This window comes from Streptomyces sp. ATexAB-D23 (genome assembly GCF_000373645.1).
GTDB classification, from domain to species: domain Bacteria; phylum Actinomycetota; class Actinomycetes; order Streptomycetales; family Streptomycetaceae; genus Streptomyces; species Streptomyces castrisilvae.
The window spans coordinates 1-16,277 of record NZ_KB892057.1 but is presented as its reverse complement, the minus strand read 5'-3'; the positions used below and the strand labels follow the sequence as shown (position 1 = coordinate 16,277).

Genomic DNA, 16,277 nt, shown 5'->3' with positions numbered 1-16,277 from the left:
GCTGGATGTGGTTCGGGCTCGGGCCCGGTTACTTGATCATGTAGATCGTGGCGAAGAGGCCGATCCACACGACATCGACGAAGTGCCAGTAATAGGACACGACGATGGCAGCGGTCGCCTGTTCATGGGTGAACCTCTTGGCCGCGTACGTCCTGCCCAGGACGAGCAGGAAGGCGATGAGGCCGCCTGTCACATGCAGACCGTGGAAGCCGGTGGTCAGGTAGAACACCGAGCCGTACGGGTCCGAGGACAGCGAGAGGCCGTCCTTCTTCACCAGCTCCGTGTACTCGAAGACCTGGCCTCCGATGAAGATCGAACCCATCACGAAAGTGATCACGAACCAGGCACGGAGCTTCTTCACATCGCCCCGCTCCGCGGCGAAGACGCCGAGCTGGCAGGTGAGTGAGGAGAGCACCAGGATCGTGGTGTTCGTCGCCGAGAACGGGAAGTTCAGGGCGGACGCCATTTCCTTCCAGTGTTCCGGTCCGGTCACCGATCGCAGGGTGAAGTACATCGCGAAGAGGGCCGCGAAGAACATCAGCTCGGAACTCAACCAGATGATGGTTCCGACGCTGGTGAGGTTCGGTCGATTGACCGACGGGTGCGCGTGCCCGGTATCTACTGTCGTTGCTGTCGCCACGACCGACATTATGTCGGTCGCTTATCCCGCCCTCACTCCGGGGGGTGCCGTTCGGTGTGTCAGGGGGGTGTGTCCTGCTCGAACGGCCCATGCTTCCCCTGTCCGGACCGGTGCTGACAGGCTGTCGGTCGGAGTACGATCCGCGCATCGGACCGCTCTTGTACACCGAGCGCCCCGAGTGCCCCGAAGACACGGATGTCACGGAGGAACCATGCAGCCGACCGCCACGGTCCTGGTCTACAGCGACAACGCGCACACCCGTGAGCAGGTGAGGCTGGCAGCGGGTCGCAGGCCCGCGGCGGACGTGCCACCGGTGGAGTTCCTGGAGTGCGCCACCCTGCCCGCCGTCCTGGACGCCCTGGAGCACGGGGGTGTCGACGTCTGCGTGCTGGACGGTGAGACGGCCCCGGCGGGCGGGATGGGTGTCTGCCGGCAGATCAAGGACGAGATCTTCCGCTGCCCGCCCGTCCTGGTCCTGATCGGACGCCCGCAGGACGCCTGGCTGGCCACCTGGAGCCGCGCGGACGCCGCGGTGACCCTGCCGGTCGAACCGGTGGAGTTCGCCGACTCCCTGGCCGCCCTGCTGCGCACCAGGCTCTCCGTGGGGGCCTGAGCCCCCGCCCGCCGGCCCTCCGGAGGGGCGGCGCACTCCCCGGCCGTCAGACCTGGGGGCGCAGCCGCGCCGCCCGCACCGTGTCGACGCGCGGTGCGGTGGTGTCGTTGTGCAGTGCGCTGCCCTTCTGCCACTTGGCCCAGGACAGGTTCCAGTCGCCGTATCCGTTGTCGAACGGCGTCATGGTCTCGCCGTCGCTGCCGACGACGCTGACGATGTCGCCCTCCCGGACGGTGTTGAAGAACCACTCGGCCTCGCTGGTGCTCATGCCGGTGCAGCCGTGGCTGACGTTCGCGGACCCCTGCGATCCGGTGGACCAGGGGGCCGCGTGCACGTACTCGCCGCTCCAGGTGACCCGGGTGGCGTAGTAGACGTCGAGGTCGTAGGAGTCCGACGAGCCCTCGGCGATGCCGATGGATTCCCCGCGCATACGTACGTAGTACTCCTTACCCAGCACGACCTTGACGCCGTTGCGGGTGTCGAAGCCCGGCTTGCCGGTGGTCACCGGAATGGTGTTGATCACTTCTCCGTTGCGCAGCACCGTCATGGAGTGCTCCGAGGCGTCGGTGACGGCCTCGATGCGGTCGCCGGTAGTGATCTTCAGCGCTTTCGCGGGTGCCCCGTAGAGCGCGTTGGTGACCTTGATGCCGGTCAGGTTGCTGCTGACCTCGATGGTGGCCTTCGCCGGCCAGTACTCCTTGGGCCGGTAGTGCAGCGTCTTGTCGTCGACCCAGTACCAGGAGCCGGTGACCGCGGGCGTGGAGCGCACCCTCAGACCGCGCTCGACGGTGGCGCGGGAGGCGTTGTCGGTGACCGGGGCGCTGAGCTGGGCCGTGAGGGGCTGCCCGACGCCGTAGGTGCCCGCCTGGGGGCCGAAGGTGACCTTGAGGAACTTCTGGGCCGCCGCGGTGTCGAAGGACATCGTGCGGGTGCCCGGGGCGCCGTCGTCGTCCTCCATGCGGACCTTGACGGTGTAACGGGTCCCTGCGGCCAGCGGGGCCGTGGAGTGCCAGCGGTGTCCGTCGGCGTCGAGTTCGCCCGCCAGATGGCGTCCTGCGGCGTCCACGGCCGATACGTCGGTGATCCGGCCGTCGTCGCCGTCGACGGTGACTTCGAGGGGCTTGTCGGGATCGACCTTCTTGCCGCCGTCGGGGGTGTTGAAGGAGATCTCGTCGGCCGCGTCGTACGGCTGGGCCGAGAGCGGGTGACCTTCGGACTTCCCGCAGGCCGCCGCCCCGGCGACCAGGGTCGCGGCCAGCAGAGTGCAGCTCACTACGGGACGGATGCGCGGCGTGTGGTTCATGAACTCACGCTAAGAAGATTCATCCGTTTCAGCGCGCCGGATGACTGCAAACGGGGGGCCGGCGCTTCCTCTCGGAAGTGTCGGCCCCCCGTCAGGTGGAGCGGTGTGTCACCGGTGCAACGGTGTCACTGGGTGCGGTTCTCACCCCGGTAGTACTCGAACACCCAACCGAACAGGCCGATCAGGAGGAGCGGGGCCGAGAAGAACAGCAGCCACCAGCCGAAGACGACGCCCATGAAGGCGAAGGCTCCGCCGATCGCCAGCGAGAGCGGCTGCCAGCTGTGCGGGGAGAAGAACCCCACCTCGCCGGCCTCGTCCGCCACGTCGGCTTCCTTGTTGTCCTGCGCCAGCGCGTCGACCCGCCGGGCCGTGAAGGCCAGGTAGAAGCCGATCATCACGCTCAGGCCGAACGCCAGGACCAGCGCGGTGGTGCCGACGGGCTCCCTCGACCACACGCCGTACGTGATGGCGATGATGAGGATGAACAGCGCCAGACCGAGGAACATCTTGCCCTGGATCTTCACTTGCCCGCCTCCTTGCCACCCGCGAGGGCCTTGTCACCCTCGGAGAGGTGATCCAGCTGTTCGAGTGCCGTGATCTCCGGGTGGTGCAGGTCGAACGCCGGCGATTCGGAGCGGATGCGCGGCAGCGTGAGGAAGTTGTGCCGCGGCGGCGGGCAGGAGGTCGCCCACTCCAGCGAGCGGCCGTAGCCCCACGGGTCGTCCACCTCGATCTTCTTGCCGTACTTGGCGGTCTTCCACACGTTGTAGAAGAACGGCAGGATCGACAGGCCGAGCAGGAACGAGGAGATCGTCGAGATCGTGTTCAGCGCGGTGAAGCCGTCCGCGGCGAGGTAGTCCGCGTAACGCCGCGGCATGCCCTCCGCACCCAGCCAGTGCTGCACCAGGAACGTGCCGTGGAAGCCCACGAACAGCGTCCAGAAGGTGATCTTGCCGAGCCGCTCGTCCAGCATCTTGCCGGTGAACTTCGGCCACCAGAAGTGGAATCCGGAGAACATCGCGAACACCACGGTGCCGAAGACGACGTAGTGGAAGTGCGCGACCACGAAGTACGAGTCCGAGACGTGGAAGTCCATCGGCGGCGAGGCCAGGATGACGCCGGTCAGCCCACCGAAGGTGAAGGTGATCAGGAAGCCGATCGCCCAGAGCATCGGTGTCTCGAAGGACAGCGAGCCCTTCCACATCGTGCCGATCCAGTTGAAGAACTTCACCCCGGTGGGTACCGCGATGAGGAACGTCATGAAGGAGAAGAACGGCAGCAGTACACCGCCGGTGACGTACATGTGGTGGGCCCACACGGTCACCGAGAGGCCGGCGATGGAGATCGTCGCGGCCACCAGGCCGATGTAGCCGAACATCGGCTTGCGGCTGAACACCGGGATCACTTCCGAGATGATCCCGAAGAACGGCAAGGCGATGATGTACACCTCTGGATGCCCGAAGAACCAGAAGAGGTGTTGCCAGAGCAACGCGCCGCCGTTGGACGCGTCGAAGATATGCGCACCGAACTTCCGGTCCGCCTCCAGGGCGAACAGCGCGGCAGCCAGCACCGGGAAGGCCAGCAGGACCAGCACACCGGTCAGCAGGACGTTCCAGACGAAGATCGGCATGCGGAACATCGTCATGCCGGGGGCGCGCATGCAGATGATCGTGGTGATGAAGTTGACCGAACCGAGGATCGTGCCGAAGCCGGAGAAGGCCAGACCCATGATCCACATGTCGGCGCCGACACCCGGCGAACGGACGGCGTCCGAGAGCGGGGAGTAGGCGAACCACCCGAAGTCGGCCGCACCCTGCGGGGTGAGGAAGCCGGCCACCGCGATGATCGAGCCGAAGAGGTACAGCCAGTACGCGAACATGTTCAGCCGCGGGAACGCCACGTCGGGCGCGCCGATCTGCAGCGGCATGATCCAGTTCGCGAATCCGGCGAACAGCGGCGTCGCGAACATCAGCAGCATGATCGTGCCGTGCATCGTGAACGCCTGGTTGAACTGCTCGTTCGACATGATCTGCGTGCCCGGACGGGCCAGCTCGGCGCGCATGAAGAGCGCCATCAGACCGCCGATGCAGAAGAAGGCGAACGATGTGACCAGGTACATCGTGCCGATCGTCTTGTGGTCAGTGGTGGTCAGCCACTTGATGACGACGTTTCCCGGCTGCTTGCGCCGGACCGGCAGCTCGTCCTCGTACGAGTCGTCTGCTGCCGCGGCACCCTGAGGTTCGTTGAGGATGCTCACAGTTTGTTCGTCTCCGCATTCCTGGCCGGGTCAGTCTGCTCGATGCCGGCCGGCACGTAGCCCGTCTGGCCCTTCTTCGCCAGCTCCTCGAGGTGCGCCTGATAGCGCTCCGGGGAGACGACCTTGACGTTGAAGAGCATCCGGGAGTGGTCGACGCCGCAGAGCTCGGCGCACTTGCCCAGGAAGGTGCCCTCCTGGTTGGGAGTCACCTCGAAGGCGTTGGTGTGGCCCGGAATGACGTCCTGCTTCATGAGGAACGGCACCACCCAGAAGGAGTGGATGACGTCACGCGAAGTCAGGATGAAACGGACCGTCTCACCCTTGGGCAGCCAGAGGGTCGGCCCCGGGTTGCCGGTCTGCGGGTTCCGGTCCCCCGGGATGCCGGCGTCGTAGACGCCGTCCGCGTTCTTGGGGAAAGCCTCACGGAACCTGTTCGGGATGGCGTCGAGCTCCTTGGGGATCTCGTTGCCCGTGGCGGCGGAGCCGTCCACGTTCTCGATGTAGTTGAAGGCCCAGCTCCACTGGTAGCCGACCACGTTGATGGTGTGGGCGGGCTTGGGGGAGAGCGTGAGGAGCTTCGTCTCGTCCCGTGCGGTGAAGTAGAACAACACCGAGACGATGATCAGGGGGACCACGGTGTACAGCGCCTCGATGGGCATGTTGTACCGGGTCTGCGGAGGTACCTCCACCTTGGTGCGGCTGCGCCGGTGGAAGATGACGCTCCACAGGATCAGGCCCCAGACCAGCACGCCCGTGGCGAGCGCTGCCGCCCACGAGCCCTGCCAGAGGGAAAGGATCCGTGGGGCCTCTTCCGTTACCGGCGTAGGCATACCAAGGCGGGGGAAGTCCTTGTACGTGCAACCTGTGGCGGTCGCCAGGATCAGGCCCGCAGTCAGCACCTGCGGCAGCTTCCGCCGCATCGGGCGCCGCGACGAGCGGTCGGAGCCGTTGGGACTCACGTAGCGCCTTCCCGAGAGTCTCGCCCGCACGGTCGGCGCGGCCGTCTCGCTGGTCGGTCGCCGGCCCTGTGCGGGCAGGGGTTTGGATGTTTATGCGGACCAAACCCTACTGGACGCTATTTGGGGTCGCGCGGGGAGGGTGCCCAACGCGCCGCCCGACTCCCCGAAGGGGTGGAATTCGCGCCTCCGGCCACCATCTGACGCCCCCTCTCCTGGCCCGGCCGGTCCCGGGCCCCGGGCCCGCCCCGGTTAGCGTGGCCGGGTGCCCTACTTCGACGCGGCGTCGGCCGCCCCCCTGCATCCCGTCGCCCGCCAGGCGCTGCTTGCCGCGCTGGACGAGGGCTGGGCCGACCCGGCCAGGCTCTACCGCGAGGGGCGGCGCGCCCGGCTGCTGCTGGACGCGGCCCGGGAGGCTGCCGCCGAAGCCGTCGGGTGCCGGCCGGACGAGCTGACCTTCACCTCGTCGGGCACCCGTGCGGTGCATTCCGGAATTTCCGGGGCGCTCGCCGGGCGTCGGCGTGTCGGCCGCCATCTGGTGGTGTCGGCGGTCGAGCACTCGTCGGTCCTGCACGCGGCGTCCGACCACGAGGACCGGGGCGGCTCCGTCGCCCGGGTGCCGGTGGACCGCACGGGCGCGGTGAGCCCGCGGGTGTTCGGGGAGGCGCTGCGCGAGGACACCGCGCTGGCCTGCCTCCAGTCCGCCAGCCACGAGGTCGGCACCGAGCAGCCGGTGGCCGAGGTGGCCGGAATCTGCCGGTCGGCGGGGGTTCCGCTGCTGGTGGACGCCGCCCAGTCGCTGGCCTGGGGGCCGGTGCCGGAAGGGTGGTCGCTGCTCGCGGGCAGCGCGCACAAGTGGGGCGGGCCCGCCGGGGTCGGGCTGCTCGCGGTGCGCAAGGGTGTCCGGTTCGCACCGCAAGGCCCGGCGGACGAGCGGGAGTCGGGGCGGGCGCCCGGCTTCGAGAACCTTCCGGCGATCGTCGCGGCGGCCGCCTCCCTGCGGGCGGTGCGGGCGGAGGCGGACGCGGACGCGGTGCGGCTGCGGGCGCTGGTCGACAGGATCAGGACCCGGGTGCCCGAACTGGTGCCCGATGTGGAGGTGGTCGGCGATCCGGAGCGGCGGCTGCCGCATCTGGTCACCTTCTCCTGTCTCTATGTCGACGGGGAGACCCTGCTCCACGAGCTCGACCGGGCCGGATTCTCCGTATCGTCCGGTTCGTCCTGCACGAGCAGCACCCTGACGCCGAGCCATGTGCTCAAGGCGATGGGGGTGCTGTCGGAGGGCAATGTCCGGGTGTCGCTCCCCCGGGGCACCACGGACGAGGACGTCGACGGCTTCCTGGCGGTGCTCCCCGGTCTGGTGGCCGGGGTGCGCGAGAAGCTGGAGGCCTCCGCACCGGCCGCCCCTTCCTCCTCCCCCTCCCCCTCTCCGGACGACTCGCTGGTGCTGGACACGCTCGGCAAGCGCTGCCCGATTCCGGTGATCGAGCTCGCAAAGGTGATCGGAGGGGTGCCGGTGGGCGGGACGGTGACCGTGCTGTCCGACGACGAGGCGGCCCGGCTGGACATCCCGGCCTGGTGCGCGATGCGGGAGCAGGAGTACGTGGGCGAGGAGCCGGCGGACCGGGGCGCGGCCCATGTGGTCCGCCGGCTCTCCTGACCGGTCCGCGTCAGGCGAGGTGCGTGTGGACCTCGGCGGCGGCCTCGTGGCCGTACGCCTTGGTGAAGCGGTCCATGAAGTGGTTGCGGTGCAGGGTGTACTCCTGGGTGCCGACGGTCTCGATGACGAGCGTGGCGAGCATGCAGCCGACCTGGGCGGCCCGCTCCAGGCCGACGCCCCAGGCGAGACCGGAGAGGAACCCGGCCCGGAAGGCGTCGCCGACGCCGGTCGGGTCGGCCTTGGCGTTCTCCTCGGGGCAGCCGACCTCGATGGGCTCCTCGCCCGCCCGCTCGATGCGCACGCCCTGGGCGCCGAGCGTGGTGACCCGGTGGCCGACCTTGGCCAGGATCTCCTCGTCGGTCCAGCCGGTCTTGGACTCGATGAGCCCCTTCTCGTACTCGTTGGAGAAGAGGTAGGTGGCGCCCTCCAGCAGGATGCGGATCTCGTCGCCGTTCATCCGGGCGATCTGCTGGGAGAAGTCCGCGGCGAACGGGATGCCGCGCGTACGGCACTCCTCGGTGTGGCGGAGCATGCCCTCCGGGTCGTCGGCACCGATGGAGACGAGGTCGAGCCCGCCCACCCGGTCGGCGACGGCCTTCAGCTCGATCAGCCGGGCCTCGCTCATGGCGCCGGTGTAGAAGGAGCCGATCTGGTTGTGGTCGGCATCGGTCGTGCAGACGAACCGGGCGGTGTGCAGGACCTCGGAGATCCGCACCGATCCGGTGTCGACGCCGTGGCGGTCGAGCCAGGCCCGGTACTCGTCGAAGTCGGACCCGGCGGCGCCCACCAGGATCGGCCGGGTGCCGAGCAGGCCCATGCCGAAGCAGATGTTGGCGGCGACACCTCCCCGGCGCACGTCCAGGTTGTCGACCAGGAAGGAGAGCGAGACCGTGTGCAGCTGATCGGCGACCAGCTGGTCGGCGAAGCGGCCGGGGAAGGTCATGAGGTGGTCGGTGGCGATGGAGCCGGTGACTGCGATACGCACGGGGAGACTGCTCCTGCGGAGGTCGAGGGGAACGCTTGTCCGTATCCCCTGGGTGGCGTGACAGTTCACGCTACCCGTTTTCCCGTGGCCCGAAGCGGAAAAACTACCCGATAGTAGGGCTTTCTTCCCGAGCTCGGTGGTGCCTACGGTGCGGTTATGTCGAACCACATCGCCCCGCGCGAGCCCGAGACCGGTCTGGCCGAGCTGCGCGGAGACTGCGCACGGATGGCCCCGCACTGGGTGGTACCCGCGAAGATCACCCCTACCCCTGTCGCACCCGCCCTGATCAACGGCGTGACCGTGCCGCCCGCATCGGCCCGGCTGATCGACGCGACGGCGGAGTACGGAGACTGAGCCCCCCCTCCCTCGCCGGCGCCCCCTCCTTCGCCGACGGCCCCCTGCTTCGCCGGCGCCCCCTCCTTCGCCGGCCCGGGGGAACCATGCGCCCCTTCACCCCGTCCCATCCCCGTCCACCCCCCGGGGCGGGCCGTACGCCGGTCCAGGCGTACGACGGCGATGCAGGCGAAGGAGCGATCCGGTGAGCACCGAGCGACCCGACAACGACGTGACCACTTCCCGGCGGCGTTCGCCGCTGGTCGCGGCCTCGGTGGCGGCGGCCGTACTGCTGGCCGGTGGCGGCGGCGCCTACTGGGCGGCGACCGCGGCGGACGGCGGGGACGGCGCGCGGAGCGCGGCGGGGGACGGTTCCACTCCCCCACCCCTGTCGCTGGACGCCACGGGCACGCCCGCCGAGCCGTCGCCCGATCCCTCCGGCGCGCCCGAGGGCATCGCCCCCGGTGAGCCCGATCCGCACGGCGGCCGGCTGGTCTACCGCGCCTCCGGCGAACTTCCGGACGGCCCCGAGCGGGCGGCCGTCCAGCGCGCGAAGGGGACCGTGTCGGCCGCCGAGGTGACCGGGCTGGCGAAGGCGCTCGGGCTGACCGGTGCCCCGCAGTCCGGGGCCACCTTCTGGAAGGTGGGCTCCGACGGGGACGGTTCGGGGCCGGTCCTGCGGGTGGACAAGCAGGCGCCCGGGACCTGGACCTTCACCCGCTACGGCTCCGGCGGCACGGACAACTGCAAGAAGGGGGCCGTCTGTTCGGGTGGACAGGCGGCACCCGGCGGCTCCGGCTCCCCGGTGAGCGAGAAGGCCGCGAAGGCCGCCGCCGCCCCGGTGCTGAAGGCGGCCGGCCAGGACGACGCGGCGCTCGACGCGGGCCAGCTCATGGGCTCGGCCCGGGTGGTGAACGCCGATCCGGTGGTGGACGGGCTGCCCACGTACGGCTGGTCGACCGGTATCCAGGTGGGCCCGGACGGCGAAGTGATCGGCGGCAGCGGGCAGTTGAAGGGCCTGGAGAAGGGGGCCGAGTATCCGGTGATCAGCGCGGACGAGGCCGTGAAGCAGCTGAACGCCGCGCAGCCGGAGAGCGGGAAGATCGGCGGCTGCATCGATCCCCCGCCGGCCAAGGAGGGCGAGATGGCACCCCTCTACCGCTGCGGCAAGCAGAAGGGGCCGGCGGAGCCGCCCACGACGACGGTGACGGTGAACAAGGCGGTCTTCGGCCTGGCGGTCCACTCCGCGGGGGGCGAGCAGCTGCTCGTACCGTCCTGGATCTTCTCGGTGGAGCCGGCCGGCGGCCGGGGCGACACGGTCACCCAGGTGGCCGTGGACCCGGCGTATCTGACGCGGGGGCCGTCACAGGGGGCGACCCCGGACGGCGACGCCACGACGAAGGCCCGCACGGTCCGGTCCTACAGCGCCGGCGGGCGGTCCCTCGCGGTGACGTTCTGGGGCGGCGCGTGCGGTACGTACACGGCGAGCGCGCGCGAGGACGGCGACACGGTGCGGGTGAGCGTGCGGGAGGAGAAGGCCGAGCCGGGCAAGGTCTGCGTGATGATCGCCAAGGAGATGACCCGTACGGTCACGCTGGACCGGCCGCTGGACGGCCGGAAGGTGGTCGACGCGGCCTCGGGCTCCACGGTGCCGCGCACCTGACGCCACCGGCGTACGACAGCGGAAACGGCGGCGGCCCCGGGATCGGAATCCCGGGGCCGCCGCCGTACCTCCGCCTGCCGCTGCGCGCTTTAGCTGAAGGAGTCGCCGCAGGCGCAGGAGCCCGTGGCGTTCGGGTTGTCGATGGTGAAGCCCTGCTTCTCGATGGTGTCCACGAAGTCGACCGAGGCGCCGCCCAGGTACGGGGCGCTCATGCGGTCGGTGACGACCTTCACACCGTCGAAGTCCTTCACGACGTCGCCGTCGAGGGAACGCTCGTCGAAGAAGAGCTGGTAACGCAGGCCCGAGCAGCCGCCGGGCTGGACGGCGACACGGAGAGCCAGGTCTTCGCGCCCCTCCTGCTCCAGCAGGGCCTTGACCTTGGCTGCGGCGGCGTCGGACAGGAGGATGCCGTCGCTCACGGTGGTGGTCTCGTCCGATACGGACATCTGCTTCTCTCCCGGGTTGTACGGAGACTGCTTGCCGACGTAGCAACCGTCGGGACCGCGGATTCATTCCGGGCCGCGCGCTTGCCTGTTCCCTTCATGCTCGCACACCGGTCCGGCCGGCGGATGCGTCACATTGACGCTATCGGCATCGTCAAAGTGACGTGAAGCGGCTATGATAGATAGCGTCAATTAGACGAAAAGGCTTTCTCGGCAGAGAAGTCCGCAGAAGAAAGGGTGCGTGACGTGACCACGGCCCACCCCGTCCAGGATCTCGATGTCCAGCCGACGCCCCTCGCCCTGCTCCTGCTGGGCCGCGACGCCGACCCCAGGAGCGAGCGCGGTGTCGAGTGCCCCGGCGACCTGCCCTCCCCGTCCGACCCGGACCTGGTGGAGCGCGCCCGCGCGGCCAAGGAGAAGCTGGGGGAGAAGGTCTTCGTCCTCGGCCACCACTACCAGCGCGACGAGGTCATCCAGTTCGCTGATGTGACCGGCGACTCCTTCAAGCTCGCCCGTGACGCGGCGGCCCGCCCGGAGGCCGAGTACATCGTCTTCTGCGGTGTGCACTTCATGGCCGAGTCCGCGGACATCCTGACCACCGACGACCAGCAGGTCGTGCTGCCGGACCTGGCGGCGGGCTGCTCGATGGCCGACATGGCCACCGCCGAGCAGGTCGCCGAGTGCTGGGACGTGCTGACCGATGCGGGCGTCGCCGAGCAGGTCGTGCCCGTCTCCTACATGAACTCCTCCGCCGACATCAAGGCCTTCACCGGCCGTCACGGCGGCACGATCTGCACCTCGTCCAACGCGAAGCGGGCCCTGGAGTGGGCCTTCGAGCAGGGCGAGAAGGTCCTCTTCCTGCCCGACCAGCACCTGGGCCGCAACACCGCCGTCCGGGACATGGGCATGTCCCTGGAGGACTGTGTCCTCTACAACCCGCACAAGCCGAACGGCGGCCTCACCGCCGAGGAGCTGCGCGACGCGAAGATGATCCTGTGGCGCGGGCACTGCTCGGTCCACGGCCGCTTCTCGGTGGAGTCCGTCAACGACGTGCGCGCCCGGATACCCGGCGTCAACGTGCTGGTGCACCCGGAGTGCAAGCACGAGGTCGTCGCCGCCGCGGACCAGGTCGGCTCGACGGAGTACATCATCAAGGCCCTGGAGGCGGCCCCGGCCGGCTCCAAGTGGGCGATCGGCACCGAGCTGAACCTCGTACGCCGCCTGGCGAACCGTTTCGCCGCCGAGGACAAGGAGATCGTCTTCCTCGACAAGACGGTGTGCTTCTGCTCGACGATGAACCGCATCGACCTGCCGCACCTGGTGTGGACGCTGGAGTCGCTCGCGGAGGGGAAGCTCGTCAACCGGATCGTGGTGGACCCGGAGACGGAGAAGTACGCGAAGCTGGCACTGGAGCGGATGCTGGCGCTGCCGTAGCGCTCCCCGCTTCCGTAGGCGCTTCCCGCTGCCTCCGGTAGCGCTCTTCGCGCGGAAGGTCCGGACGCGGCCGATTCTGTCCGACCCGACCCCGGAACCCCGTCCCCCGTATCTACGCTGCTGTCCTCGATCGGCGGCGTGGATACGGGGGACTGTCATATGGCGCAGCGCAGCAGGGCCGAGGACCTGGTGGTCGTCGTACCGGGAATCCTCGGCAGCACGCTGGCGGACGCGGACGGGCACGAGGTCTGGGCGGCCTCCGGGAAGGCCCTGCTGCGGGGCATCCGCACCTTCGGGAACTCGGTCAAGGGCCTGACCCTCCCGGCCGGCCTGGGCGACGAACATCCCGGCGACGGCGTACGGCCCACCGGGCTCATGTCCGATGTGCACGCCCTGCCGGGTGTGTGGAACCCCGTGGACGGGTACAGCGGTCTGCTGAACTGGCTGGAAGCCAACTTCACCCTTCGGCGCCGCCTGCCGGGCGAGGCGGCAGACGTCCCGGCCAACCTCGTCGGCTTCGCCTACGACTGGCGGCTCTCCTGCCGCTACAACGCGGAGCGGCTGGCCGAGCGCGTGGACGAGGAGCTGGGCCGCTGGCGGGCGTCCCTGCCGGACCGGCGGGACGCCAAGGTCGTGTTCCTCTGCCACTCCATGGGCGGCCTGGTGACCCGGAGCTACGTCGAGCAGTGCGGCGGCGCGGAGGTCACGCGCCGCGTGGTCACGCTCGGGACGCCGTACCGGGGGTCGCTCGACGCGCTGCTGTACCTGGTCAACGGCATGCGGTACGGGATCGGCCCGGTCGGCCTCGACCTCACGCCGTTCGCCCGCAGCCTCCCGTCGCTGCACCAGCTCACCCCGGACTACGCCTGCCTGACGGCGGCCGGGGGTTCGGGGCTGCGGTACGCGCGTGAGGTCGGCGGGCTGCCCGGGGTGGATGAGGAGCTGCTGCGCCTCGCGGGCCTGTTCCACAAGGGTCTGCGGGACTCGGGCGCGGGTGCGCGGTACGGGGTGGAGTACGTGCCGGTGGGCGGGGTGCGGCAGCCGACGCCGACGACCGCCGAGGCGGTGGGCGACCGCCTGCGCGCGCTGCTCACCATCGACGGGGTGGACGAGGGGGGTGATGGGCGAGTGCCGCATCTTTCCAGCCGGGCTGTGGGTGCGGGCCGGCACAAGCACACCCCGTGGGAGAAGCACGGCTCTCTCCAGAACAACCGGGGAGTCCGCCAGGACCTCTACAACTGGCTCACCCCGGAGCCGCCGGTGCACCGGGGCCCGGACGACGACGATGTGCCGCTCTCGGTGGACGCGCCGGAAATCCTGGTGGAGGGGGACGCGTACGAGATCCGGGCCACCGCTGCCCCGGACGTGCCGGGCCACGACCGGATCGCGGTCTTCGCGGGGGTGGAGGGCGGTCCGATGCGCACGATGACCAACCGGGGCGGCGGGGTGTACACCGCCCGGGTCAACGGCCTTCCGGCGGGCGGGCATCGGGTGCGGATCGGGACGCGTAATTCGGCCAATGTGGTGATGACCGCGTTGGTACTGGTTCTGGAGCGGGGCTGACGATGACGGGTGCGGACGAGGGCAGGCCGGGACCGGCGGGGACGGCGTTGTGTGTGGTGTGCGAGGAGTACGCGGACGCGGGGCGGTTTCCCCGGCTCGTGGGGGCCGGGGCCCAGATGGACGAGATCGTGGGGCTGCTGGAGGGGCTGGGGTACGAGACGCGGAAGGTGGGGGGTGGGGACCCTTCGTCGGAGGCGTTTCGCAGGGAGAGCGAGGAGTGGTCCGAGGGGTGGGTGGCCACCGGTGACGCCAGACCGGCTCTCGTGATCTGGTCGGGGCACGGCGTGCGCGTCGACGGTCAGACACGGCTCGTGCTCTCGGACCTGAAGCCTGTCGCCGACCCCGGGCAGTGGAAGGCACGCGCGCGGCGGCACGGGGTCATCATCGATGACCTGGTCAGCGAGGCCGTCGGGTCCGGCGCCGAACACGTCCTCCTGGTCGTCGACACCTGTTACTCGGGCGGCGGCGCGGTTCCGGCCCTGGGGCTGGCTCTCGGGCGCTGGGAGGAGGAGTCCACAGCGCCTGGTCACGCCAAGTGGCTTGGTTTTCTGGCGAGTTGCCAGAGTCACGAGACCTCGGACGGCAGCGGGCCGCTGCTGACCGCCTTGACGAAGGTCCTGAAGGAAGGTCCGGCGGGCGACGAGTACCGCTCCGCGTGGAGCGCCCACAACGCTCTCGTCAGCGGCCCGGACCTGCTGGGCGCTATCGCCACGCGGTGGGAGGGCGAGGGCCAGACACCGGTCCCCGCCACCCTCGGCGAGTGGCGCCCCGCCTTCCCCAACCCCCTCCACTCCCCCGAGGCCCCGGCCCGGCTGGTGGAGCACCTGGTGCAGGCGGCGCGCGGGGTGGGCCATCTGGAAGAGGGATGGTTCTTCACCGGCCGTACGAGGGTGCTGGGCCGGATCGTGGAGTGGCTGGACGAGGACGCGCCCGGCCTGTTCCTGGTGACCGGCCCCGCAGGCTGCGGGAAGTCCGCCGTGCTGGGCCGTATCGCCACGCTCGCGGACCCGGAGCAGCGGGCGCGGGCCGTCGAGAACGGGGCGCTGCGCGACGGCGATCCGGACCCGGGCGTCCGCGCGGAGCGCACCCTTGCGGCGGTGCATCTTCGCGACCTGACTCCGTTGCAGGCGTCGGAGCGGCTGGCGCGTGCCCTGGGGCTGCCCCGGCCCCGAAACACGGACGACTTCCGGGCCGAAGTGCGCCAGCTGTCCCCGCCGCCGGTCCTGGTGGTCGACGGCCTGGACGAGGTACCGGCCGAGCACACGCAGAGCATGATCGAGGAGCTGGTCTTCCCGCTCAGCCGGACGGTCCCGGTGCTCCTCGGTTCGCGGGAGCGCCCGTTCCGCAACCGGCTGGAGGACAACGAGTCGCTGGTGCAGGCGCTGTCCCGGCACATCGGGGCGGGTGTCACGGCCGTCGACCTCGAAGACGAACCGCGCACGCGGGAGGATATCGGCGAGTACGTGCGGCGCCGATGCGAGGCGGCGAGGGTCGCGGAGGGCCTGGCGCGGGACGCCGGAGCGGCGATCGCGGAGCGGGCCACAGATGTCGGGGGCGGCTTCCTGTTCGCCCGCCTGGTCACGAGTACGGTCCTGGCGCGGGTCAGCTCGGAGGAGGACGGGGCTCTGCTGACGGAGCTGCCCGACTCCATCGACGCCGCGTTCGAGGACGAGCTGCGGGCGGTTCCCGCGCGGGTGCGGGGCGACGGCACGGTGCTCCCGTCGGCGGCCTGGGACCTGCTGTCCGCGCTGGCCTGGACGGTGGGCCAGGGGATGCCTGCGGGCGGCGTGTGGGAGGCGGTGGCCGGGGCGCTGGGCGGAGGAGTCGAGTATGACGAGAGCGATGTGGACTGGGCGCTGTCGACGTTCGGCCGCTACATCGTGGAGGACGCGGAGGAGGGGCAGGCGGTGTATCGCCTGTACCACCGCGAGTTCGTGTCCCACCTAAGGCGGCGGGAGGGGCCGGGTGGCGAGGCGGCGGACGAGGTGGTGTTGCGGACGCTGGTGGAGCTGGTCAAGCGGCAGGGGCGGGTGGGTGACTGGTCGGGGGTGGATCCGTATGTGACGCGGGGACTGGTGCGGCATGCGGTGAGGTGTGGCGGGGCGGGGGTTGAGGTGCTGCGGGGGGTGGCGGCCTGGGATGAGGGGTGCGGGCTGCCTTACCTGGCTGAGGGTTTGGGCGAGTTGTCCTTGGTGCTGTCGGAGGCCGGGCTGCGTGACGCGGCCCTGGACTGCTCGCGCGAGGCGGTCGGCCTCTGGACGGAGCTGAACGCGATCAGTCCGGAGATCTATCTTTCCGAGCTCGCCACGTCACTCAACAACCTCGCCGCTCACCTCGCCGAGACCGGGGCCCGCCAAGACGCACTCGAACCCGCCCACGAAGCCGTACGCATCCGACGCACCCTCGCCCAACAACACCCCGCCGCCT

At 70.0% G+C, this 16,277-nt stretch carries 14 protein-coding genes; 7 read left to right on the top strand and 7 right to left on the bottom strand.

Features of this window, described 5'->3' with window-relative positions:
* Positions 1-28: 28 nt before the first annotated feature.
* Positions 29-649, bottom strand: a complete 621-nt coding sequence (locus B082_RS0129865; protein WP_026250335.1) for a cytochrome c oxidase subunit 3 — start codon at positions 647-649, stop codon at positions 29-31.
* 202 nt (positions 650-851) lie between these two features.
* Here B082_RS0129865 and B082_RS0129860 point away from each other — a divergent pair, with 202 nt between their 5' ends.
* Positions 852-1,253, top strand: coding sequence for a hypothetical protein (locus tag B082_RS0129860; protein WP_018104389.1), 402 nt, complete (start codon positions 852-854; stop codon positions 1,251-1,253).
* Positions 1,254-1,299: 46 nt separating this feature from the next.
* Here the strand turns inward: B082_RS0129860 and B082_RS0129855 are convergent, their stop codons facing one another.
* The 4 genes from B082_RS0129855 to coxB all read right to left on the bottom strand — a co-directional run bounded on the left by B082_RS0129855 (position 1,300) and on the right by coxB (position 5,772).
* Entirely contained in the window at positions 1,300-2,556 is a 1,257-nt protein-coding gene (locus B082_RS0129855; RefSeq protein WP_026250334.1) for a L,D-transpeptidase, read from the bottom strand.
* A gap of 125 nt (positions 2,557-2,681) precedes the next feature.
* The gene (locus tag B082_RS0129850) at positions 2,682-3,080 is read right to left on the bottom strand and encodes a cytochrome c oxidase subunit 4 (protein ID WP_018555463.1); all 399 of its coding nucleotides are present in this window, start codon (positions 3,078-3,080) and stop codon (positions 2,682-2,684) included.
* Complete coding sequence (ctaD, locus tag B082_RS0129845) at positions 3,077-4,813, bottom strand: cytochrome c oxidase subunit I (protein WP_018555462.1); 1,737 nt, start codon at positions 4,811-4,813, stop codon at positions 3,077-3,079. Before ctaD ends, B082_RS0129850 begins: the two co-directional genes overlap by 4 nt.
* The gene (gene coxB, locus B082_RS0129840) at positions 4,810-5,772 is read right to left on the bottom strand and encodes a cytochrome c oxidase subunit II (protein ID WP_018555461.1); all 963 of its coding nucleotides are present in this window, start codon (positions 5,770-5,772) and stop codon (positions 4,810-4,812) included. The genes ctaD and coxB overlap by 4 nt, the downstream gene beginning before the upstream one ends.
* Before the next feature lie 262 nt (positions 5,773-6,034).
* Between coxB and B082_RS0129835 the strand changes: the two genes are divergently transcribed.
* Positions 6,035-7,429 (top strand): cysteine desulfurase/sulfurtransferase TusA family protein, encoded by a 1,395-nt coding sequence (locus B082_RS0129835; protein WP_018555460.1) that lies wholly within the window; start codon positions 6,035-6,037, stop codon positions 7,427-7,429.
* A 10-nt stretch (positions 7,430-7,439) separates the two neighbouring features.
* On the opposite strand, the gene B082_RS0129830 is transcribed toward B082_RS0129835, so the two are convergent.
* On the bottom strand, positions 7,440-8,414 hold the full coding sequence (locus B082_RS0129830; protein WP_018555459.1) for a carbohydrate kinase family protein: 975 nt from the start codon (positions 8,412-8,414) through the stop codon (positions 7,440-7,442).
* Positions 8,415-8,570: 156 nt separating this feature from the next.
* Here B082_RS0129830 and B082_RS0129825 point away from each other — a divergent pair, with 156 nt between their 5' ends.
* Together B082_RS0129825 and B082_RS0129820 are read left to right on the top strand one after the other, a co-directional pair.
* Positions 8,571-8,768, top strand: coding sequence for a hypothetical protein (locus B082_RS0129825; RefSeq protein WP_018555458.1), 198 nt, complete (start codon positions 8,571-8,573; stop codon positions 8,766-8,768).
* A gap of 184 nt (positions 8,769-8,952) precedes the next feature.
* Positions 8,953-10,410: a hypothetical protein gene (locus tag B082_RS0129820; RefSeq protein ID WP_018555457.1), complete on the top strand. Its 1,458-nt coding sequence runs from the start codon at positions 8,953-8,955 to the stop codon at positions 10,408-10,410.
* Between the two features lie 89 nt (positions 10,411-10,499).
* On the opposite strand, the gene B082_RS0129815 is transcribed toward B082_RS0129820, so the two are convergent.
* Positions 10,500-10,856 (bottom strand): iron-sulfur cluster assembly accessory protein, encoded by a 357-nt coding sequence (locus tag B082_RS0129815; RefSeq protein WP_018555456.1) that lies wholly within the window; start codon positions 10,854-10,856, stop codon positions 10,500-10,502.
* Between the two features lie 234 nt (positions 10,857-11,090).
* On the opposite strand from B082_RS0129815, the gene nadA reads away from it, so the two are divergent.
* From nadA to B082_RS0129800, 3 genes are all read left to right on the top strand, one after another.
* Entirely contained in the window at positions 11,091-12,287 is a 1,197-nt protein-coding gene (gene nadA, locus B082_RS0129810; protein WP_026250333.1) for a quinolinate synthase NadA, read from the top strand.
* A 159-nt stretch (positions 12,288-12,446) separates the two neighbouring features.
* The gene (locus tag B082_RS0129805; RefSeq protein WP_018555454.1) at positions 12,447-13,850 is read left to right on the top strand and encodes a lipase/acyltransferase domain-containing protein; all 1,404 of its coding nucleotides are present in this window, start codon (positions 12,447-12,449) and stop codon (positions 13,848-13,850) included.
* Positions 13,851-13,852: 2 nt separating this feature from the next.
* Positions 13,853-16,277: AAA family ATPase (locus B082_RS0129800; protein ID WP_018555453.1), on the top strand; the 2,425-nt coding region annotated here is incomplete at its 3' end.